We start from the raw sequence: 20475 nt of genomic DNA, 5'->3' as shown, positions 1-20475 counted from the left end.
CTGGTCAGCTCTGGCCGACGCCGTCCCACACGGCCGAGGACCCGCTGTGCCCGATGCGCACGGTCTGCACGGTCACCGCCGCGCCGGCCGCGATCACCAGCACCGCCACCACGACCGAGATCCGCCGCCACGTCCTGGGCACGGCCGGCCCGTCGGCCGCGGCGGTCCGCTCGCGGTCGGCCAGCCGGCCGGCGACCACCAGCGCCACCACGAGCACGCCGAACCCCAGCGCGAACGGCAGGAGGTCGTTGCCCAGTTCGGCGTGCCGCTCGATCAGCGGGTTGCCCAGGGCGGCCATGCGCTCGTGGAGCCGCTCGCCGGCCTGCTGCGCGGGCAGCACCGAGCCGACGCCGAGCAGCGTGGTGCCGAGCAGCGGCCACGCGTAGCGCTGTCGCCACCGGGGCACGACGGCGAGCGCCGCGGCGGCCACCGCGGACAGCGGCAGCAGCACCACGACCGCGTGCACCAGCAGCGGGTGCGCGGGGAGACCGAAGATCGTCGCCAGGCCGTCTGCGAGTGCCATGCCTCTCCCTACGCCAGTGGGACGTCCCCAGGTCCAGCGCCTTAGGGTAGTGCCGTGCTGAGAAGCGATGGCAGGAACGACGACGTACTGCGCGACATCCGGATCACCCGCGGCTTCCAGCAGTGGCCCGCGGGCTCGGTGCTGATCGAGTTCGGCAACACGCGCGTGCTCTGCGCGGCCAGTGTGACCGAAGGCGTCCCCCGGTGGAGGTCGGGCTCGGGTCTCGGATGGGTGACCGCCGAGTACGCGATGCTGCCGAGCGCCACCCACAGCCGCAGCGACCGCGAGTCCGTGAAGGGCCGGATCGGCGGTCGCACGCACGAGATCTCCCGCCTGATCGGGCGCTCGCTGCGCACGTGCATCGACCTGGCCTCGTTGGGCGAGAACACCATCGTCATCGACTGCGACGTGATCCAGGCGGACGGCGGCACCCGCACCGCGGCCGTCACCGGCGCGTACGTGGCCCTGGCCGACGCCGTCACCTACCTCGGCGCGGCCGGCCGCCTGGCCGACCCGCAGCCGCTGTCCTGCGCGGTGTCGGCGGTGTCGGTCGGCGTCGTGGACGGCCGGGTGCGCCTGGACCTCCCGTACGAAGAGGACTCGCGCGCCGAGGTCGACATGAACGTGGTCGCCACCGACGCGGGCACCCTGATCGAGATCCAGGGCACCGGCGAGGGCGCGACGTTCGCCAGGTCCACTCTGGACAAGATGCTCGACCTGGCGCTACAGGGCTGCGCCGAGCTCAACCGCGTCCAGTCGGAGGCGCTGGCCCAGCCGTACCCCGGCGTCCTCCCCGAGCCGAAGGGGCGCAAGAAGTGAGGGTCCTGCTCGCGTCCCGGAACGCCAAGAAGCTCGGCGAGCTGCGTCGAATCCTCGTCGCCGAGGGCCTGGCCGGCGTCGAGGTGGTCGGCCTGGCGGACGTGCCGGAGTTCCCGGAGGCCCCGGAGACCGACCCGACGTTCGAGGGCAACGCCCTGGCCAAGGCCCGCGACGCGTTCGCCGCCACCGGCCTGCCGTCCGTCGCCGACGACTCGGGCATCGAGATCGACGCGCTGAACGGGATGCCAGGCGTGCTGTCGGCCCGCTGGTCCGGCGCGCACGGCAACGACGCCGCGAACCTCCGGCTGGTCCTCGGCCAGTTGCGCGACGTCCCGGACGAACGCCGGGGCGGTGCCTTCGTGTGCGCGGCGGCCCTGGTGGCGGGCGACGGCGTGGAGGTCGTGGTGCGCGGCGAGTGGCGCGGCACGATCCGCCGCGAACCGGCGGGTGCCAACGGCTTCGGCTACGACCCGATCTTCCAGCCCGAGGGGCGGGACGTGACGTCGGCCGAGCTGTCCCCCGAGGACAAGGACGAGCTGTCCCACCGGGGCCGGGCGCTGCGCCTGCTGCTGCCCCACCTGGAAGAGCTGGCTCGGCGGTAGCGCCGGGGGCGGACCGGGGCCGGGGAGCGTCGGGTGCCGCCGCGCCCGACCCCGGCCCGATCGGGTCGGGTCGGGCTCGGCGGCGGCAGGTCAGGCGGGCAGCTCGCGCAGCAGCTTGGCCACGTGGCCGGTCGCGCGCACGTTGTACATCGCCTTGACGACCTTGCCCTCCGGGTCGATCAGGAAGGTCGAGCGGATGACGCCCATCACCGTGCGGCCGTAGTTCTGCTTCTCGCCGAACGCGCCCCACTCGGTCAGCACCTTGCGGTCCACGTCGGACAGCAGCGGAAAGTTCAGGCCCTCGGCCTCGACGAACGCGGCCAGCTTCGCCTGCTTGTCCGGCGAGATGCCCACGACGTCGTAACCGGACGCGGTGAGGTCGGCGGCGCTGTCGCGGAAGTCGCACGCCTGCTTGGTGCAGCCCGGCGTCCCGGCGGCCGGGTAGAAGTAGACGACCACCGGACGACCCAGGTAGTCGGACAGCGAGACGGGCTTGCCGTCGCTGTCGGGCAGCGTGAACGCCGGGGCCTGATCGCCGGGGGACAGGCGCTTCTGCTCGGTCATGGCGCGAACGCTACAGCCCGCTCCCGACCGTCCCGGGCGGCCGGCCGGCGGCCCGGGGGAGGCGGTCAGGCGAGGCCCTCGAACGTGGTGCCCGGGTCCTGGCCGGACCCGTTCGGCTCGACCACGAGCTGCATCCGCACCTCGTTCGCGGGCACGGCGAACGCCAGGGTCAGCATGGTGTCGCCGCCGGGCGCGACCTCGGTCACGGCGGCACCCAGGCCGTTGAGGCCCTGCACGGAGTCGAGCACCTCGGGGGCCGGCTCGCCGCCGACCAGGGCGCGGACGGTCAGCTCACCGGTGCGGTAGGTCGTGCCGGTGCCGTTGACCAGCGTCAGCACGAACACGGCCGTGCGCGGCGACTTCGGGAACGAGGTGTCGCTCGGCTCCAGCGATCGCGGCGGCGAGACCGTGATGGACAGCCCGTCCGACCACTCCCGACGCGAGCCGAACGCGGCGGACGCCGACGCGGGCGGCGCGTTGTTCTGGTTGGCCCGGGTGCGGGAGGTCGTCTCGGGGACCGACGACTCCGACAGCGCGGAGTGGTCCGCGCACCCGGTTGCCACTGCCCCCGCCAGGCACAGGCCGACGGCCAAGCTGGCGAACTTCACGAACCTCCCCTTCCCGCCCCGGCGGTGGGCTGGCGGCGACTCCCACCACCATGACGGCGCGCGGGGGTGCCCGGGGGCGGATGAGGGGGCTTGATTCGCACCTGGTGCCGGCCTGTGGCCAAGCCGTGATGCCCGGCCACCGCCCGCGTGGGCAGCGCCACACTTTCGGTGGCGTTGCCCACGCGGACCGCGGCGGCGTTCCGATCGGGCGGTACTCGCTGCCCGGGAGTTAGGGAGCGCGTCGGGGGGCCTGCGCGCTCAACAGGATCATCGCGCTCTTTCGCCCCGGTGCTACACCTCGACTTCGGTCTTCACTCGTTCGGATGAATCCGAAGTCTCCGCGAGGTCCGCCAGCAACTCGTACGACCGCAGCCGGTCCGACTGGTCGGCGACCATCGTGGTGACCATCAGCTCGTCGGCCAGCGTGTCGGCGAGGAGCTGTTCGAGCTGGTCGCGAGCGGTCTCCGGGCTTCCGACCACCTGCGATTCCAGCCGCTCCCGGATGATCAGCCGGTCGAACTCGGTGTACGGGTGGTCGGCGGCCTCCTGCGGCGTCGCCAGCGGCCCCGGCTTGTTCTGCCGGAGCCGGAGGAAGGCCAGCGCCTGCGGCGCGGCGATCCACCGGGCGTGCTCCTCGGTCTCCGCGATGATCGCCGAGGCGCACACCATGGCGTACGGCTCGGCCAGCACCGCCGACGGCTGGAAGCGCTCGCGGTACAGCCGCAGCGCCGGGACGGTGTTCTCCGCGCTGAAGTGGTGGGCGAACGCGAACGGCAGCCCGAGCAGGCCCGCGACCTGCGCGCTGTAGCCGCTGGAGCCGAGCAGCCAGATCGGCGGCTTGTTGCCCTGCGCGGGCACGGCGGTGAGCGTCTCGGTGCCGTCGAAGTACCCGACCAGCTCGGCGAGCTGCTGGGGGAAGTCGTCCGCCGACAGCGGCCCCTCGGTGCGGCGCAGGGCGCGCGCGGTCCGCTGGTCGGTGCCCGGCGCGCGGCCGATGCCCAGGTCGATGCGGCCGGGGTGCAGGGCGGTGAGCGTGCCGAACTGCTCCGCGACCACGAGCGGCGGGTGGTTGGGCAGCATCACACCGCCCGACCCGACCCGCAGCGTCGTGGTGGCGGCGGCGACGTGGCCGATCAGGATCGCGGGGGACGAGCTGGCGATGCCGGGCATGTTGTGGTGCTCGGCCAGCCAGAAGCGGCGGTAACCGAGCTCCTCCACGCGCTGCGCCAACTCACGGGTGTGCGCCAGGGCGGTCCGCGCATCCGTCGTCGTCGTGACCGGCGCGAGGTCCAGGACGGACAACGGGATGTCGCGAAGTCGACTCATGCTCCCGTCAACGCCGGTCGGACCGGATGCCTTTCCGGGTGTGACCCACTGCACGACCACCCCGGAACCACCCGCCGGCCCGCGTTCAGCCGGTCAGCATCCGATCGGCCAGGTACACCGCCTTCGTCACGGTCGTCAGGCGGTGGGCGGAGGTGTCCCAGGTCGTCCCCACCGGCTCCAGGGTCAGCACGGCCATGATCTTGCGGTCGGCCGGGTCGTAGGTGCCGGTGGTGTGCATGGCCGGGCTGGTGAGGTCCAGGTCCGCCTCCGGGGTGGGCGGGGGCGGCGGGCCGTCCTTCGCGGCCGGCAGCGGGGTGCGGTCGGCGGGCGGCTCGACGCACGGGCGGGGCGGGGTGTCGCCGAAGCGCGACCAGCCCTGCTTGAACGCGACCTCGCCGGGGATCGCGCTCGGGAGGCCGAACGACTGGTCGAAGCCGTCCGTCGCGCACGTCGTCGCCTGGTGCAGGTTGTCCATGATGAACGCGCGGTACTTCGGGTGCGCCTCGTCCAGCACGTACCGGTAGATCGTCACCACGTCGGCCGCGCTGAGCGCCGTGTACCCCCAGAAACCGACGTCCACCGGCGGTTCGGTGTCCGTCAGGCCCAGTTTCGCCACCATCCGCTCGACGATCTTCTCCCAGCCGTCGAGCACCCACAGCTCGCTGGCCGCGTCGTCGTCGCTGGAGCGCAGCATCGGCACCAGCCGCCCGAGGTCTTCGGGCGGGATCTCGAAGTCCGGGCCCCGGGCCTCCAGGTAGTCCAGCGCTATCAGCAGTTTCACCACCGACGCCGACCTGATCCGCCGGTGCGGGTCGTGCGACAGCGTGGTGCGGCCCAAGGCGCGGTCGTAGACGGCGAAGGCCACGGTCACGTCCGAGGGCACGAGGGACTGCGGTGACGGGGTGTCGGGCGCGGCGGTCGCCGGGAGCGCGGTCGCGACCAGGAGGGCCGCCACCGCCAGGGTCGGGATGCGAGTTTTGATCATGTCGCTACGGTAATCCGAAGGTCTGACGTTCAGGTCACACCGGGGAAGCCCCGGGCGCTCCGGGGCGTTGCCGCAGATATGGACGTCGTGGTCATCGGTGCAGGTCAGGCAGGTCTGTCGGCCGCCTATTTCCTCGATCGGATGAACCTGGAGCACGTCGTCCTGGACGCTGACGACGGCCCCGGCGGGGCGTGGCGGCACCGCTGGCCGACGCTGCGGATGGCGACCGTCCACGGCATCCACGACCTGCCCGGCACGCCGTTCGACCCGCCCGACCCGGCCGCGCCCGCCAACGAGGTGCTGCCCGCCTACTTCGCCGACTTCGAACGCCGCAACGGCATCCACGTCCGCCGTCCCGTGCACGTCCACGCCGTGCGCGACGCCCACGGCGCGCTCGACGTCGAAACCGACCACGGCACCTGGCGGACCAGGGCGCTGGTCAACGCCACCGGCACGTGGACCCGCCCGTTCTGGCCCCGCTACCCGGGCCAGGAGCTGTTCCGGGGCCGCCAACTGCACTCGTCGCAGTACACCGGCCCGGAGGAGTTCGCGGGCGAGCACGTCGTCGTCGTCGGCGGCGGCACGTCGGCGGTCCAGCAACTGCTGGAGATCGCCCGGTTCGGCACCACGACCTGGGTCACCCGCCGCGAGCCCGAGTTCCGCGACGAGCCGTTCACCCCGGAGGCGGGCCGCGCGGCCGTCGCACTGGTCGAGGACCGCGTCAAGGCGGGCCTGCCGCCGCGCAGCGTGGTCAGCGTGACGGGGCTGAGCCTCACCCCCGCCGTCCGGGAGGCGCTCCGGGACGGGACCCTGGCCCGCGAGCCGGTGTTCGAGCGGATCACCGAGGACGGCGTGGTCTGGCCGGACGGCCGGACCGGTCGGGCCGACGTGATCCTGTGGGCCACGGGTTTCCGCCCCGCCGTCGACCACCTCGCCCCGCTCGGCCTGCGCGGTCCCGGCGGCGGTGTCCGGCTCGACGGTACGAGGGTCGTCGCGGACCCCCGCGTCCACCTCGTCGGCTACGGACCGTCCGCCAGCACGATCGGCGCGACGCGCGCCGGCCGGGCCGCCGCGAAGGAGATCCGGGACCTGCTCACGCGCGAGCTGGTCGCCTGAACACCCGCCGCCTCGGCACCCGGCGCGGAGCAGGGCGGCCGGCACGATCCCCCTGCCCCGCGCCCGCCCCGCCGGTCCTCCGGCGGTGGGCTGTCCGGTGCCGGTCCGGCGTTCAGGTCGACTAGCCTCGACGGCGTGGCCAGGGGAGCGCGCGCGGTGGTGGGACTGCTGCTCGGCTTCTTCTCCGGGCCGGCGGGCCTGCTGGTGGTCGCGTTCGCCAGGTCCGCCGCGCCCCGGTTCGCGAACCTGGAACGCCGCCGGATCCGCCGGTTCCTGGACGTCGACAGCGCCGAGCCGACCCCCGCGCAGGCGGTCCGCTACCTCCTCGTCCGCGTCCCGGTCGGCCTGTTCGGCGGTTTCGTGCTGTCGTGGCTGTTCTACGGCCTCGCGCTGGGCGGGATCGCGGCACAGCGGATCGTCGTCAACGGCATGGACGGCATCGACTGGTCCGACGACGTCGCGGCCGTGGTGTGGACCGCGCTGATCGGCGGTGTCCTGCTGTACATGGAGGTCCAGGGCATCCTGGGGGTGGTGGCGCTGGAGGCCCGGGTGGCGCGGCGCTGCCTCGGCCCGAGCGAGGCGGAGCTGCTGCGCCGGCGGATCGACGAGCTGGCCGAGAGCCGCGCCGGGGTCGTGGCCGCCGTGGACGCGGAGCGCCGCCGCATCGAGCGCGACCTGCACGACGGCGTGCAGCAGCGCCTGGTCGCGCTCGGGATGCTGCTGGGCCGGGCCCGCCGGCACCCCGAGCACGCGGACGAGCTGATCCGGCAGGCCCACGACGAGTCCCGGCACGTGCTGGAGGACCTGCGGGACGTCGCGTGGCGGGTGTACCCGGTGGCGCTGGACTCGCTCGGCCTGGCCGAGGCGCTGGAGGGCGTGGCGGACCGCTCTCCGATCCCGGTGACAGTCCACTGTGGACATCCGGGTACCTCGACGCCCGTGCGGACGGCGGTGTACTTCGTCGTGTCCGAGGCGGTGACGAACGCGGTGAAGCACTCCGGTGCGACGATGATCCGCGTGGACATCACGGGGGACGACGACGAGGTGCGGGTGCGGGTCGAGGACGACGGCACCGGGGGAGCCGATCCGGCGGGCGGTGGCCTGGCGGGCCTGTCCCGGCGGGTGTCCGCGCTGGACGGGCGCTTCGCGGTGCGCAGCCCGGCGGGCGGCCCCACGGTGGTCACGGCGGAGGTCCCGTGCGGGTGATCCTGGCCGAGGACTCGACCCTGCTGCGCGAAGGTCTGGCGCGGCTGCTGGCCGAGGAGGGCTACGACGTGGTGGCGTCGGTCGGCGACGCGGAGGCGTTGCTCGGCGCGGTGGCCGCGCACGTGCCCGACGTCGTGGTGACCGACGTGCGGATGCCCCCGACGAACTCCGACGAGGGCCTGAAGGCCGCGTTGGAGATCCGCCGGAGGCATCCGGGCGTGGGCGTGCTGGTGCTGTCCCAGTACGTCGAGCAGCGCTACGCCGTGGACCTGCTGACCGATCACGCCGAGGGCGTCGGCTACCTGCTCAAGGACCGCGTGGTCCAGGTGGAGGAGTTCCTGGACGCGCTGCGCCGGGTGGCCGCCGGCGGCGCGGCGTTCGACCCGGAGGTGGTGCGCCGGCTGCTGTCCCGGTCCGCCCACCCGTTGGCCGTGCTGACCGCGCGGGAGCGGGAAGTGCTGGCGCACATGGCCGAGGGGCACACGAACAACGCGATCGCCGCGAAGCTGCACGTCTCGCGCAGCGCCGTGGAGAAGCACGTCAACTCGATCTTCGACAAGCTGCGGCTGTCCGATGTGGACGGCTACAGCAGGCGGGTGCTGGCGATCCTGCGCTACTTGCGCGCGTGATCCTTGTTCTTCACCCGGGACACCACGAACCACCCCACCGCCAGCACCGCCGCGCCCAGCACGACCTTCGACGCGATGCCCAGGTACTGCTCCACCACGTGCCAGTTCTCGCCGAGGAAGTAGCCGGCCAGGATCAGCGCGGTGTTCCAGATCGCGGAGCCGGCGGCGGTCAGCGCCAGGAAGACGGGCAGCGACATCCGCTCCACACCCGCCGGGATGGAGATGAGGCTCCGGAAGACCGGGATCATCCGGCCGAAGAACACGGTGGTCTTGCCGTGCTTCTCGAACCACGCCTCGGTCTTGTCCACGTCGGAGACCTTGACCAGCGGCATCTTGGCCACGATCGCCCGCACCCGGTCCCGGCCGAGCAGCGCGCCCACGTAGTAGAGCGCCAGCGCGCCCACCACCGAGCCGGCCGTGGTCCACAGGATCGCCGCCAGCAGGCCCATCCCGCCCTTGCTCGCGGTGAAGCCCGCCAGCGGCAGGAACACCTCGCTCGGCAACGGCGGGAAGAGGTTCTCCAGCGCGATCGCCAGTCCGGCCCCCGGCGCGCCGAAGGTCTCCATCAGGTCCACGATCCAGTCGACATCCATGATCACCACGCTACGAACCGGCAGGGGCCAGGACCATGATGCGGGCCGTACGACCGGGGTGTGGAAAACCTCAGTGCGCGGTGCGCGCGGCCACCCCTCGGCGTACTGGGTGATCACCGACCGGAGCGCCGGTGCCGCGCACCCCGGGTTCGCACGACGAGTGCCGGCGGATCTGTGTTCCGGCACCGCCCGGAGCGAGGTCGATGAAGCGCCCGGCAGCCCTTGACGGCGAGGTCCGGCAAGAGCGCGTAGCCCACCCTGCGACGGGGCGTGAGTTCGACCACCTCCTCCCGGGAGGGGTTCCTCCCCGCCGCGATGGTGAAACACCCGCACTTCGCCGACCGGCGGCGGCACCGGCCACGAGGAGACCGGCACGGCCGGCACGGACCTCTTCCCGACCACGACAGCCGACTAGGATCGACCGGGTGCAGCGGACCCCGGTGATCGTCGTGGCGGGGTTCCTCGGCTCCGGCAAGACCACCCTGCTCAACCACCTGCTGACCACCGCGCGCGGCACCCGGATCGGCGTGGTGGTCAACGACTTCGGCGCGATCGGCATCGACGCCATGACGGTCGCCGGCCAGGTCGACTCCACGGTGTCGCTCAGCAACGGCTGCCTGTGCTGCGCGGTCGACGTGAGCGGGTTGGACGCGCTGCTCGACAAACTCGTGGCGCAGGTCGACGTGATCGTCATCGAGGCGAGCGGCCTGGCCGAGCCGCAGGTCATGGCACGACTCGTGCTGGGCAGCGAGAACCCGCGCGTGGCGTACGGCGGCCTGGTGCTGCTGGTGGACGCCGCGGAGTTCCCGCACGACCTGGCGAAGCACCTGCGGGTCGCGGACCTCGTCGTGCTGAACAAGATCGACCGGGTGGACGACCCGGAGCTGACGGCGGCGGTGATCGACCACCTCGCCCCCGGCGTGCCGGTGGTCCGGGCGGACCACGGTCGGATCGACCCCGGCCTGCTGTTCGACCCGGGGGAGCGCCCCGCGCACGGCCAGTTGTCGTTCGAGGACCTGCTGGACGAGGAGCACGCGCACGTCCACTACGACTCCGTGGAGTTCACCGGCGAAGCCATGAACCCGCTGCGGCTGATGGCCTTCCTCGACCGCCGGCCGGCCGGGCTCTACCGGGTGAAGGGGTTCGTGCGGTTCGACGTGCCCGGCCACCGGCAGCGGTTCTCGCTGCATACGGTGGGCGCGTTCCTGCGGTTCGAGCGCCTCCCGTGGGGCGACCGGCCCCGCCGCACCGAACTCGTGCTGATCGGTTCGGGGCTCGACCTCGACGGGCTCCCGGCGGAGCTGGCGGACTGCGTGGAACCCGACCCGTCGTCGGTCGACCCCCAGTCGATGCTGGAAGTCCTGCGCTACCTCGGCTGAGCCGGCCCGCCCGGTGGGGGCGGGCGTTCCCGTGGGTGGTGGGGCCGGAGAGACTCGAACTCTCACTGGCACGGACCTAAACCGTGTGCCTCTGCCAATTGGGCTACGACCCCCGCGGCGGCAAGCCTATCGGCAGCCGCGACCGGGTCGGAACCAGGGACGCCACGCCCGGTCCGGCCCGCCGCGCCACCCCTCCCAGCAGCGGATAACGCTGTTATGGAACTGTTCCCACCGACGCCGGTCAACGGCGGTTCCCCGTCTCAACTACGGTTACCGGCAGACCGCTGCTAGGAGGAGACTGTGGCTCGCGACCCCGACACCATCCAGCGCGAGATCGAGCAGGCTCGTGACGCGCTGGCCGTGACCCTGGACGAGCTCGGCACGAGGGCCAGCCCCACGCGCTTCGTCGAGGCGGGCAAGGACAGCGTGCGCGCGAAGCTCGACGAACCCAAGATCCGGTACTCGCTGATCGCGGTGGCCGTGCTCGTCGGGTTCGCCTTGCTGCGCAAGCTGTTCCGCTGACCGGCGGCTACTGCCCCTTGGCGACGAGGGGTAGTAGCACCTGCTCGACCACCCGGTCGACGAAACCCAGGTCCAGCGGGTCGCCGGTGAGCATCAGCCGGTAGATCAGGGCCGCGCCGGCGAGTTCCACGGCCATGCCCCGGGACGCGTCCTCGCGCAGCTCGCCCCGGCCGTCGGCGCGCTCCAGGATGCGCCGCAGCACGTCGCGCTGCGCGATCAGGAACGTCTCCCGGAACGCCGCCGCCAGCTCCGGCTCGTGCGGCAGCTCGCCCACCAGCGCCTGCGCCGCCTTGCCGATCGGACCCGACAGGAACGCCGCGAACGAGGCCAGGAACTCCCGCAGGTCGCCCGTGAGCGACCCGGTGTCCGGCTCGGCGAGGTTCTCCGCCGCGAGGTGCGTGCACGTGTCGATCACCAGGTCGAGCTTGGACTCCCACCGTCGGTAGATGGTCGCCTTGCCCGCTCGCGCCCGTGCGGCGACGGCGTCCATCGTCAGCGCGCGATAACCGACCTCCGCCATCACCTCCAACGCGGCTTGGCGCAGCGCGTCGTCGCGGCTGGCGTCCCTGGGTCTGCCCCGCTGCGGGGTCCGTGCCGCCCCGCTGTACACCGGTGTGGCCATGTCTGCGCTCCCGTTCGCCTTTGGCCGGACATCCTAGGCGGGAGAGCCCGGTTTCAGGCCTGGAATACCTGGTCATGAGGGGTGCTCGCGTCGCTTCCCGGCCCGGCGGCCCGGCCGACCCGTGGCCCGCGCAGGCGCACCACGGGCAACGCAAACGCGTCACCGACGAGCATATGCACCGCAGGCCACCCACCGCGCCCCTCGACGACGAACCCGCACCCACCCATCCGCACCAATGCCCCCGGGAGCGTCCTTGCGCCGGGTGCCCTCACCGTTTCGCAGGCCGCTCCCACCGCGTGGTCTGACAATCCACCCGCAACACGTCCCACTCCTCGGCGGTCGGCTCATGCCCGACCGCCACCATCCGCGACACCTCGCGGAAGTAGTCCTCGTACCCGGCCGACGTGAACACCATCAGACAACGCGCAGGTGACGCCGTGTCGTTGCGGAAGCCGTGCGGGGTTCCGCGCGGCACCGCCAACGACCCGCCCGCACCCACCACCACGGCATCGGTCGCGGTGTCGAACGTGATCTCACCGTCCACCCGTGTCGGTCCCGCCCGGCCTGATCCCGTACCAGCCCCCGACCGCCGGCAGCCGTTCCACGTCCTCAGCCCGGCGAACCCCCGGTGTCCTGGGCGCAACGTGAGCGCCCGGCCGCGATCAGCCCGAAAGCCGGTCCGCCACGCCCCGCCACACGACGTCCATCACGTAGTGCGCGGCCGACTCCGGCCCCACCTCCGGGCGGCGCTCGCACCACAACGCCAGCCGTTCCGCCGACCCGACCACGATCTCCGCGAACGCCTCGGCCTCGATCGCGTCCACACCGCTGTCGAACCCGGCGATGACCGCCGTGATCAGGTCCGTCTGCTGCCGCCGGATGCCCTCGATCTCCGCCACCGCCGAGGGCACGGTCACCGCCGCCTCCTGGCGCAGCAGCGACCACGACCGGTTGTGCTCGGCGATGAACTCGAAGAACGCCGTCAAGCCCTGCCTCAGCATCTCCTCGGCCGACGACGCTCCCGCGATCGCCTGCCGCGTGCGTTCGAGGAGTTCGGTGCGGGCGCGGTGGACGCACCCGATGAGCAGGCCCTCCTTGGAGCCGAAGTACTCGTAGAGCATCGGCTTGGAGACCCCGACGAGTTCGGCGATCTCGTCCATCGACGCCGCCAGGTAGCCGCGTTCGGCGAAGACCCGCTCGGCGACGTCGAGCATCTGGGCCTTGCGCTGCGCCTTGGGCATCCGCTTGCGACGCGGCTCCGTCGTGGTCACCGGGCGAGGCTACCGCAGGTAAGTTACTTCGAGTAACCTACTGATCGGTATGGGGCTGGACTTGGAGGACGGGATGCACCGAGAGGTCAAGGTCCTGGTCATCGGCACGGGTTTCTCGGGCCTGGGCATGGCGATCGAGCTGAAGCGCACGGGTGAGCGCGATTTCGTCGTGCTGGAGAAGGCGAGCGACCTGGGCGGCACCTGGCGGGACAACTCGTACCCCGGCTGCGCGTGCGACGTCCCGTCGCACCTGTACTCGTTCTCGTTCGAGCTCAACCCCCGGTGGTCGAGGATGTTCGCCCGGCAGCCGGAGATCTGGGACTACCTGAAGAAGGTGGCGGACAAGTACCGCCTGCGCGACCACATCCGGTTCGACTCAGAGGTCGTCAGAGCCCGGTGGGACGAGATTGACAAGGTCTGGCACGTCAAGACGAAAAGCGGCGACATGTACACCGCGAAAGCGGTGGTCGCGGGAGTGGGTGCCCTCCACATCCCGAACATCCCCCGACTGCCGGGGATCGAGAAGTTCGAGGGCAGGACTTTCCACTCGGCGCACTGGGCTCACGACTACGACCTCGCGGGCAAGAAGGTCGCGGTGGTCGGCACCGGTGCCTCGGCCATCCAATTCGTCCCGAGAATCGCCGACGACGTCGACGAGCTGACGCTCTTCCAGCGCACCCCGCCCTGGGTCATGCCCAAGGCGGACCGGTCGATCAACACGTGGGAGCGGAAACTCTTCCGAACGGTTCCCGTCACCCAACGCCTCTACCGGAATTTCGTCTACTGGATGAGGGAATCCAGCGCGCTGGGCTTCGCGGTCAACCCGAAGATCATGGAACTGGCGCAGAAAATCGCCCAGCGGCACCTGCACTCCCAGGTGCCCGATGAGGAACTGCGCGCCAAGCTGAAGCCGGATTACACGATGGGGTGCAAACGGGTACTCATCTCGAACGACTACTACCCGGCCCTGATGAAATCGACGGTCGCCCTGAACACCCACGGCATCGCCGAGGTGAAAGCGAACAGCATCATCGACCAGACGGGCGTGGAACACGAAGTCGATGCGATCATCTACGGCACCGGATTTCACGTGGTGGACAGCTTCGACTACCTCGACATCCAGGGCAAGGACGGCCAGAACCTGGCCGGGCTCTGGAAGGAGAAGGGTATCGAAACGTACTGCGGAATCACCGTGTCGGGTTTCCCGAACTTGTTCTTCCTGCTGGGCCCGAACACGGGCCTGGGCCACAACTCGGTGGTCTTCATGATCGAATCCCAGATCCGTTACGTCCGTCAATGCCTAAGCCTGCTCGACCGTCACCAGGCAGACGAAATCGACGTGCGCCTGGAAGTCCAGGCAAGGTTCAACAAGCAATTGCAACGAAAGCTCACCAAGGGCGTCTGGACCGAAGGTGGCTGCAAGAGCTGGTACCTGGACGCCCAAGGAATCAACCGCACGATCTGGCCGGGCTTCACCTGGCGCTACTGGATGAAGACGAGAACAGTCAAGGCTCAGGACTACGCCCTTACCAGAATCCGCAGAGAGCGAGTCTCGACATAAACCGCGCCGGCGCACCCCACCCACCACGTCGTACCATACTCGTACGCTATCCAGAATTTGGTGCCTTACGAGTGCCCGCTCGTCAGTTTCGTGGTCGGCCGTGTTCGAGGTTGAGGGTGACGCCGGACGTATGGGCGTGATATGCCTGGGTGAGCCGCCGTTCAAGCCGTGGGATCACGTAATTCCCAATCTTGTCAACGGTGACCCACTTGGTTTCGGCGAGCTCGTTCCCGTCGAGTTCGATTCGCCGCTCGTCATCGCCGAGGTCGCCGCAGTCGAACACGTAGAGGACTTTGTCGCCTTCCGATTCATTCGGTGCCCAGTCGTGGACCAGCATCCGCCGGACCGTTCGAGCCAAGCCCAACTCCTCGCGAACTTCCCGCTCGCAAGCGGCGGCAGGCGACTCGCCTCGATCCACATACCCGCCGGGAATGTCCCACCCGTTGCCGTACGTCTTGCGGACCAGCAGCAGCGCGTGATCCCGGACGAAGAGGGCACCGGCCGCCAGGCGCGGTGTCGCAAAGTTGTCAGCCGGGTCTGTCATCACATCGCCGGTGCGATGCCGACGCGCTGCGCGAGCTTCTCAAGTTCGACACCGGGTTTTCCCGGGGGATGCTGAACCAGGATCGCCATCACCTTCTTGACGGAAACAAGACCATCGACTACTGAGTGTAGCGCTGGCCGGGCAGTCCGAACGAGGGGCGTCGACCACGTTCTGATCAGGAGTTCCTCCCGCGCGGGGTCTACATCACCTCTGCCTCGCAGGGGCCGTGCAGACGCCGGAACGGTCCACATCGGATAGGACGCCCGCGTGCCACAGACTCCGGACGCCCAAGATCGCAACTGTTTACGCAAGTCGTGATCGGGCCATGCAGGGATGACACAACGCCCACCGCATTGGTCATCCTTGGCGGCTCGCCCGTCCGGCGAGGACGCCCTTGGCTTTCCGCTTTGTGCCGGGCGCTGCCTACAACCCCGGCCTACGACGCCCGGCTCTGGCCTCCGGCCCCCGACACCATCATCCCACGGGGCACCGACAACCAGGCCGCCAGAGCGGCCTGGCCACGCCCACCACACAGCCTCGCCACCAGGCAAGCCCTGCCACCAGACAAGAGCCTCACCACCAGGCAAAGCCTCGCCCGATCGGGCTCAGACTCCGGCAGCCTTGGCCCGCTCACGGCGCAGTCGGTCCACCGCCGGAAGGTCCAACGGGGCCAGCTCGTCACCCGTCGCCCATTTGATCAGCAGATCGGCCAGTTGCGGGTTCCGGGGCAGCACGGGCCCGTGCAGGTACGTGCACAGGATTCGACCCTGCACCGCCCCCTCCACCGAGCCGTCGTTCCCGGTCCCCACCTTCACGTGGGCCAACGGCCGGGCGGAAGGTCCGAGCACCGTGCGTCCCTGGTGGTTCTCGAACCCGGTCAGCACCCCCTCGAACAGGCCGTTCGCGGGAGTGGCCACGACCTCGCCGATGGCCCGGCTGCCGCCCGCGTGCGAGGTGGAGTCGATCAGCCCGAGCCCGCCGTGCGTGACCTGGTCGGCCCGGGTGAACGACTCGCCGAAGATCTGGATTCCGGCGCACACGCCGAGCACCACAGCGCCGCGCTGGGCCGCCCGCTGCATCCCGGGGTGTTCCCGGAGGTGCCGGACCGCCAACGTCTGGGCGGTGTCCTCACCGCCGCCCACCACGTAGATGTCGCAGGACGACGGGACGGACTCGCCGAACCGGACCGTGACGATCTCGGCGGGAATCCCGCGCCACGTCATCCGCTTCTCCAGCACCACCGCGTTGCCGAAGTCGCCGTAGGTCCCCAGCAGGTCCGGCAGCACCAACGCGATCGAAACGGTCACTGGGCTGCCCTCGCGTTCAGGTCCCGGAAAGCGGTGTAGTTGGCGATGACCTCGACCGGCCCGGCCGGCATGGCGTCGATCGCCTGCAACGGGTCCGGCACGATCGTGTGCTCGACCTCGGCGTACGTCAGGCGCACGGCCAGGTCCGTCGCCCGTTCACCGGACGCGATGACCTGCCTCCCGCGCAACCGCTCGAAGGGCACGTCCCACAGCCACGACAGGTCCCGCCCGTCCGCTTCCTGGGCGTTGATCACCAGCACGGCGGGGTGGTCGGCCTCGCGGACCACGGTCAGCGTCTCGCTCCACCCGGCCGGGTTCTTCGACAGCAGCAGGCGCGCCCGGTGGCCGCTGCGCTGGATCGTCCGGTAGCGCCCGGCCACGTTCGACACGCCGCGCAGCCGCTCCACGGCCTCCGCCACGGGCACGCCGAGCGCGAACGCCGCCGCGACCGCCATCACCGCGTTGGCCTGGTTGAACTTGCCCGGCAGCCGCAGGGCCAGCGGCACCTTCGCGCCTTCGGGCGTGAGCAGGAAACCGTCGCCGGTGACCCAGTCGGGGCGCGGTCGGGCCAGGTCGCAGCCCGTGCACTGCCAGTGCTCACCCTGCCAGCGGATCGGGTCGCCGCACCGGGGGCAGGACGCCGCGTCGTTGTGCCACCCGGTTCCGGTCGCGACCCACACCACGCGACCCGCGTCGCGGGCGGCCGACGTGACCATGATGTCGTCGCAGTTCGCCACGACCACGCCGGGCACGTCGGTCAGCGCCGTGCGCAACGACTTCTCGATGGTCCGCACCTCGCCGACCCGGTCGAGCTGGTCGCGCGACAGGTTCAGCAGCACGGCGACCGCCGGCGCGGACGCCCGGCAGACCTCGGGGAAGTACCCCTCGTCCACCTCCAGCACCGCGTACGGGGCGTCCGGCTGCTTGGACAGCGCCGTCACGTGCCCGTCCGGCATGTTCGCGCCACCGTGGTTGGTGGCGATCTGCCCGAGGTAGGACATGGCGCGGCTGAGCATCATCGTGCTCGTCGTCTTGCCGTTGGTGCCCGTGATCAGGGCGACCGAACGGCCGGACGTCAGGTGCGCCAGCGCCTGCGGGTCGAGCCGGAGCGCCACGCGGCCACCGATCATGCCGCCCGCGCCCAGGCCCATCTTCTGCGACAGCTTCGAGCTCATGTTGCCCAGGCGCACGGCCGCCGCGGTGCGCAACGGCAAGCGGGCAGGGTCTGTACCAGGAGTGTTCGGCAAGCGACTTCCCGCGTCGGTAGAAGGGATGCCGCCGATGCTACCGGGGGCGGCTCCGGTCCAATTCCCGCAGGGTCCTGATCAGGTCCACGGTGCTGAGCTGGCACAACTGCGCCATGTACTCCAGCGCCGGCAGGTCGAGGTGCACCTCGGCGGCCTGACCGGGGGCGAGCTGGTGCAGCCGGCCCTGCGCCCAGCGGCGCAGCGGGAGCAGTTGCTGCCGGGTGTCGGCCACGACCGTGGCCAGGTCGACCGACAGGTGACCGGCGGGGGCGTCGCCGAACACGCGGTCGTGCACCCGGGCCAGCACGTGGTGCGCGGGCACGCCGAGCGCGACGCAGATCTCCACGAGTCTCACCACGGAGCACTGCCGGGTGCCCAGTTCGTAGGTGGCCAGCGTCTGTAGCGAGATTTCGCTTTGCAGCCGGCGGTTGAGCTCCTTGCGGGTCCATCCACGCTGCTTGCGAAGGCTACGGAGCTCATCACCCAGCACACGTTGGTATGCCGCTGTGTCGATCTGCACCGTCTATCCTCCATGTTCGCGGGGGCCGACAGACCCCACGGACATGGAAAGCGCGACGTGCCGTCCGCTTACGCGAGTCCACCCAAACATAACCCGATCGGGCTAATCGAGAAGTACTCACAGTAGGTGTTCAGTACTCAAGAGCCCTGGTCACGCCACTTTCCAGGGGGCCGAGGAAAGTCGGGTCCCGGTCCACGACGAGGCTGTCCCACAGGGCCTTGCCGCTCGCGAACGCCTCGCGGAAGTAGCCGTACGCCGTCGTGGTGGTCCACTCCCACGTGTCGTGGCCCACCCCGAACGCCTCCAGCCCGGCCTCCCGGCACAGCGCGACCGCGCGCGGCAGGTGGAACTCCTGGGTCACCACCGTGGCCCGCTCCACGCCGAAGATCCGCCGGGCCCGCGTGCACGAGTCCCAGGTGTCCAGTCCGGCGTAGTCCGCCACGATCACCCGGTCGGGCACGCCCTGGGCCACCAGGTAGGCCCGCATCGCGCTCGGCTCGTCGTACTCCACGCGGCTGTTGTCGCCGCTGACCAGCAGCACCTCGACCTTCCCCCGCCGGTACAGGTCGGCCGCCACGTCGAGCCGGCCCGCCAGGAACGGCGTCGGCCGACCGTCCGTCAACCCCGCGCCGAGCACCAGCGCCACCGGCGCGTCGGGAACGTCGTGCGCCGTGTGCCGGTAAGGGGCGCTCGACGTCAGCACCCACACCCACGGCGTCGACCCGACGGCCGCCAGCAGGGCCGCCACCAGCAGCACCCGTCGCCACCGGATCTTCTTGGCGAACCCCATCCGAGCTCCTCGGTGCCGGTTTCCGCGAGCCCTGGCCGCCGGTTCCCGGCTCCGGACCCTCGGGTCAGTTGACGCAGCGCACCCCGTCCGCGGTGATCGGTGCCCCGGTGGTGGTGGCCGGCTGCCGGTGCGCGCCGTCCAGGGTCAGCAGCGGCGCGCCCATCAGGCTCTGGGTCCCCGGGCCGGCGTAGTCGCTGCCCACGAAGACCCGCACCCGACCGGCCGGGATGTCGACGTCCTCCGCGGTGTTCAGACCGCCCAGCGTCTCCGCCACCGCGTTCGCACCGGCCTCGCCACCCTTGCCGTACCGCACCGCGGACGTCACGGCCGGGTCGGCGTTGGCCGCGCCGCCGTCCAGGTACTTCTTCGCGACCAGCGCCTGGAGCACCCGCCCCGCCAGCCCCGGCGTGCCCGAGGCGTTGCGCACCTCGACGGTCACCGTCGCCGGGTCCACGGCCGTGGTGGTGGCGACGGTGCCCGCGTCCGGGTCGCCGTTGAGCTTCTTGAAGAACTTCCGGACGTCGGAGTCGATGACCTCGATCGCCTGGCCGTCCTCGGGCGTGATCAGCTCGGGGTCGCCGGTCGGGATCGTCTCGAACTCGATGTTGCCGCCCGACAGGTCCTTCATCTGGGTGGCGAACTTCAGCACGTCCCAGTTCTTGTCCAGCACGATCGACTTGGTCAGCGCGTCGATCATCGCGCGCAGCTTGCCCGGGTCGGACAGCGTGCCGGCGGACAGCATCTTCTTCGCCAGGCCCGCCATGAACACCTGCTGGCGGACGATCCGGTCCAGGTCGCCGCGCAGCAGCCCGTGCCGCTGGCGGACGAACGCGAGGGCGTCGCGCCCCTCGATGGTCTGCGGCCCGGCGGCGAAGTCCGCGCCGGAGAAGTCGTCCTGGGTGGCCTCGTTCAGGCACACGTCCACGCCGCCCACGGCCTTGGTGATGTCGTAGAAGCCGACGAGGTTGATCTCGGCGTAGTGGTCGACGGTGACGCCGGTCAGGTCCTGGACCGTGTCGATGAGGTTCTTCGCGCCTTCCTTCTTCGACTCCTGCTCGACCTGCGCGGGGTCGGTGACGCCCTTCTTCTGGAGGTTCGTCACCGCGTCGTTCTTCGCGTACCCGTACGCGGAGTTGATCTTGTGCCGGCCGTAGCCGCCCGCGATCTTGACGTACGCGTCGCGCGGGAACGACACCGCGACCGCCTTGCCGGTGTCGTTCGGGATGTGCAGCAGGATCAGCGTGTCGGTGTTGAGACCGCCGGCGGTCTCGTCGCCGGCCTGGAGCTCGTCCAGCACGTGCTGCGGCAGCGGGTTGCCCTTGGCGTCGGTGCGGCTGTCCATGCCGACCATCAGGATGTCGATCGACCCGTCCGCCGGGCGCTCGCCGCCGCCGCCCTCGCCGATCACGTCCGTCGTGGTCAGGTTGTCCGTCAGCGACTGGAAGTTCGACCACGCGTAGCCCGTGCCCAGCAGCACGACCACCGAGCAGAACGCGGCCACCGCGCGACCGGCCAGCGATCCCGACCTCGGCTCACGTCCGCGCGGCGGGCCGGTCCGGCCGGTGCCCGGCCGCTGGGGCGGGCCGCCGGGGCCCCGCGCGGAGCGGGCGCTCTGCGGGGCGCGTCGCGGCGGGCTCTGCGGGGCGCGGCGCGGCTCCTGGACGGTGCGGCGTGGTTCCTGCGGGGCGCGGCGCGGCTCCTGGACTGCGCGGGGAGGCTGCCCGGGAGTGCGGCGGGCGTC

23 protein-coding genes and 1 tRNA gene are annotated in these 20475 nt (G+C 71.1%); 8 read left to right on the top strand and 16 right to left on the bottom strand.

Annotated features, from left to right (window positions below; translation table 11 throughout):
• Window positions 1–4: 4 nt before the first annotated feature.
• Entirely contained in the window at window positions 5–523 is a 519-nt protein-coding gene (locus tag AB0G01_RS11475; protein WP_360942849.1) for a DUF2231 domain-containing protein, read from the bottom strand.
• 54 nt (window positions 524–577) lie between these two features.
• On the opposite strand from AB0G01_RS11475, the gene rph reads away from it, so the two are divergent.
• Both rph and AB0G01_RS11465 read left to right on the top strand, forming a co-directional pair.
• Window positions 578–1342 (top strand): ribonuclease PH, encoded by a 765-nt coding sequence (rph, locus tag AB0G01_RS11470; RefSeq protein ID WP_360942846.1) that lies wholly within the window; start codon window positions 578–580, stop codon window positions 1340–1342.
• Complete coding sequence (locus AB0G01_RS11465; RefSeq protein WP_360942843.1) at window positions 1339–1944, top strand: non-canonical purine NTP pyrophosphatase; 606 nt, start codon at window positions 1339–1341, stop codon at window positions 1942–1944. Before rph ends, AB0G01_RS11465 begins: the two co-directional genes overlap by 4 nt.
• A 90-nt stretch (window positions 1945–2034) precedes the next feature.
• On the opposite strand, the gene bcp is transcribed toward AB0G01_RS11465, so the two are convergent.
• From bcp to AB0G01_RS11445, 4 genes are all read right to left on the bottom strand, one after another.
• Entirely contained in the window at window positions 2035–2508 is a 474-nt protein-coding gene (gene bcp, locus AB0G01_RS11460; RefSeq protein WP_360942840.1) for a thioredoxin-dependent thiol peroxidase, read from the bottom strand.
• Between the two features lie 65 nt (window positions 2509–2573).
• Window positions 2574–3116, bottom strand: a complete 543-nt coding sequence (locus AB0G01_RS11455; RefSeq protein WP_360942837.1) for a hypothetical protein — start codon at window positions 3114–3116, stop codon at window positions 2574–2576.
• A gap of 291 nt (window positions 3117–3407) precedes the next feature.
• Window positions 3408–4442 carry an LLM class flavin-dependent oxidoreductase gene (locus AB0G01_RS11450; RefSeq protein ID WP_360942834.1) on the bottom strand — a complete coding sequence of 345 codons (1035 nt, stop codon included), beginning with the start codon at window positions 4440–4442 and terminating at the stop codon, window positions 3408–3410.
• 85 nt (window positions 4443–4527) lie between these two features.
• Window positions 4528–5427: a hypothetical protein gene (locus AB0G01_RS11445; RefSeq protein WP_360942831.1), complete on the bottom strand. Its 900-nt coding sequence runs from the start codon at window positions 5425–5427 to the stop codon at window positions 4528–4530.
• A 78-nt stretch (window positions 5428–5505) separates the two neighbouring features.
• Here AB0G01_RS11445 and AB0G01_RS11440 point away from each other — a divergent pair, with 78 nt between their 5' ends.
• The 3 genes from AB0G01_RS11440 to AB0G01_RS11430 all read left to right on the top strand — a co-directional run bounded on the left by AB0G01_RS11440 (window position 5506) and on the right by AB0G01_RS11430 (window position 8378).
• The gene (locus AB0G01_RS11440) at window positions 5506–6543 is read left to right on the top strand and encodes an NAD(P)-binding domain-containing protein (RefSeq protein WP_360942828.1); all 1038 of its coding nucleotides are present in this window, start codon (window positions 5506–5508) and stop codon (window positions 6541–6543) included.
• Window positions 6544–6678: 135 nt separating this feature from the next.
• On the top strand, window positions 6679–7749 hold the full coding sequence (locus AB0G01_RS11435; RefSeq protein WP_360942825.1) for a sensor histidine kinase: 1071 nt from the start codon (window positions 6679–6681) through the stop codon (window positions 7747–7749).
• Window positions 7740–8378 carry a response regulator transcription factor gene (locus AB0G01_RS11430; protein ID WP_360942822.1) on the top strand — a complete coding sequence of 213 codons (639 nt, stop codon included), beginning with the start codon at window positions 7740–7742 and terminating at the stop codon, window positions 8376–8378. Before AB0G01_RS11435 ends, AB0G01_RS11430 begins: the two co-directional genes overlap by 10 nt.
• Here the strand turns inward: AB0G01_RS11430 and AB0G01_RS11425 are convergent.
• Window positions 8363–8971: a DedA family protein gene (locus tag AB0G01_RS11425; RefSeq protein WP_360942819.1), complete on the bottom strand. Its 609-nt coding sequence runs from the start codon at window positions 8969–8971 to the stop codon at window positions 8363–8365. The genes AB0G01_RS11430 and AB0G01_RS11425 overlap by 16 nt on opposite strands.
• Before the next feature lie 425 nt (window positions 8972–9396).
• On the opposite strand from AB0G01_RS11425, the gene AB0G01_RS11420 reads away from it, so the two are divergent.
• A complete protein-coding gene (locus tag AB0G01_RS11420; protein ID WP_360942816.1) occupies window positions 9397–10350 on the top strand; it encodes a GTP-binding protein in 954 nt (317 codons plus the stop codon).
• Between the two features lie 36 nt (window positions 10351–10386).
• Here AB0G01_RS11420 and AB0G01_RS11415 read toward each other — a convergent pair.
• Window positions 10387–10463 (bottom strand) — tRNA-Leu (locus AB0G01_RS11415).
• 187 nt (window positions 10464–10650) lie between these two features.
• Between AB0G01_RS11415 and AB0G01_RS11410 the strand changes: the two genes are divergently transcribed.
• Entirely contained in the window at window positions 10651–10872 is a 222-nt protein-coding gene (locus AB0G01_RS11410) for a DUF3618 domain-containing protein (RefSeq protein WP_360942813.1), read from the top strand.
• Window positions 10873–10879: 7 nt separating this feature from the next.
• On the opposite strand, the gene AB0G01_RS11405 is transcribed toward AB0G01_RS11410, so the two are convergent.
• The 3 genes from AB0G01_RS11405 to AB0G01_RS11395 form a co-directional block, all read right to left on the bottom strand.
• Window positions 10880–11494, bottom strand: coding sequence for a TetR/AcrR family transcriptional regulator (locus AB0G01_RS11405; RefSeq protein WP_360942810.1), 615 nt, complete (start codon window positions 11492–11494; stop codon window positions 10880–10882).
• Between the two features lie 268 nt (window positions 11495–11762).
• The gene (locus AB0G01_RS11400; RefSeq protein WP_360942807.1) at window positions 11763–12038 is read right to left on the bottom strand and encodes a cupin domain-containing protein; all 276 of its coding nucleotides are present in this window, start codon (window positions 12036–12038) and stop codon (window positions 11763–11765) included.
• A gap of 118 nt (window positions 12039–12156) precedes the next feature.
• Window positions 12157–12735 (bottom strand): TetR/AcrR family transcriptional regulator, encoded by a 579-nt coding sequence (locus AB0G01_RS11395; protein ID WP_360943314.1) that lies wholly within the window; start codon window positions 12733–12735, stop codon window positions 12157–12159.
• A gap of 103 nt (window positions 12736–12838) precedes the next feature.
• Here AB0G01_RS11395 and AB0G01_RS11390 point away from each other — a divergent pair, with 103 nt between their 5' ends.
• Complete coding sequence (locus tag AB0G01_RS11390) at window positions 12839–14326, top strand: NAD(P)/FAD-dependent oxidoreductase (RefSeq protein ID WP_360943311.1); 1488 nt, start codon at window positions 12839–12841, stop codon at window positions 14324–14326.
• Between the two features lie 82 nt (window positions 14327–14408).
• Here the strand turns inward: AB0G01_RS11390 and AB0G01_RS11385 are convergent, their stop codons facing one another.
• From AB0G01_RS11385 to AB0G01_RS11360, 6 genes are all read right to left on the bottom strand, one after another.
• Entirely contained in the window at window positions 14409–14870 is a 462-nt protein-coding gene (locus AB0G01_RS11385; protein ID WP_360942804.1) for an NUDIX hydrolase, read from the bottom strand.
• A gap of 605 nt (window positions 14871–15475) precedes the next feature.
• Window positions 15476–16177 carry a glutamine amidotransferase gene (locus AB0G01_RS11380; RefSeq protein ID WP_360942801.1) on the bottom strand — a complete coding sequence of 234 codons (702 nt, stop codon included), beginning with the start codon at window positions 16175–16177 and terminating at the stop codon, window positions 15476–15478.
• Complete coding sequence (locus tag AB0G01_RS11375) at window positions 16174–17391, bottom strand: MurT ligase domain-containing protein (protein ID WP_360942798.1); 1218 nt, start codon at window positions 17389–17391, stop codon at window positions 16174–16176. Before AB0G01_RS11375 ends, AB0G01_RS11380 begins: the two co-directional genes overlap by 4 nt.
• Before the next feature lie 70 nt (window positions 17392–17461).
• Complete coding sequence (locus AB0G01_RS11370) at window positions 17462–17944, bottom strand: helix-turn-helix transcriptional regulator (protein WP_360942795.1); 483 nt, start codon at window positions 17942–17944, stop codon at window positions 17462–17464.
• Between the two features lie 130 nt (window positions 17945–18074).
• Entirely contained in the window at window positions 18075–18734 is a 660-nt protein-coding gene (locus tag AB0G01_RS11365) for an ElyC/SanA/YdcF family protein (protein WP_360942792.1), read from the bottom strand.
• A gap of 64 nt (window positions 18735–18798) precedes the next feature.
• On the bottom strand, window positions 18799–20235 hold the full coding sequence (locus AB0G01_RS11360) for an LCP family protein (RefSeq protein WP_360942790.1): 1437 nt from the start codon (window positions 20233–20235) through the stop codon (window positions 18799–18801).
• Between the last annotated feature and the right edge of the window lie 240 nt (window positions 20236–20475).

The sequence above is a fragment of the Actinosynnema sp. NPDC023587 genome (assembly GCF_040640215.1).
Lineage (GTDB): Bacteria > Actinomycetota > Actinomycetes > Mycobacteriales > Pseudonocardiaceae > Actinosynnema.
This window is presented reverse-complemented; position numbering and strand designations above follow the sequence as displayed.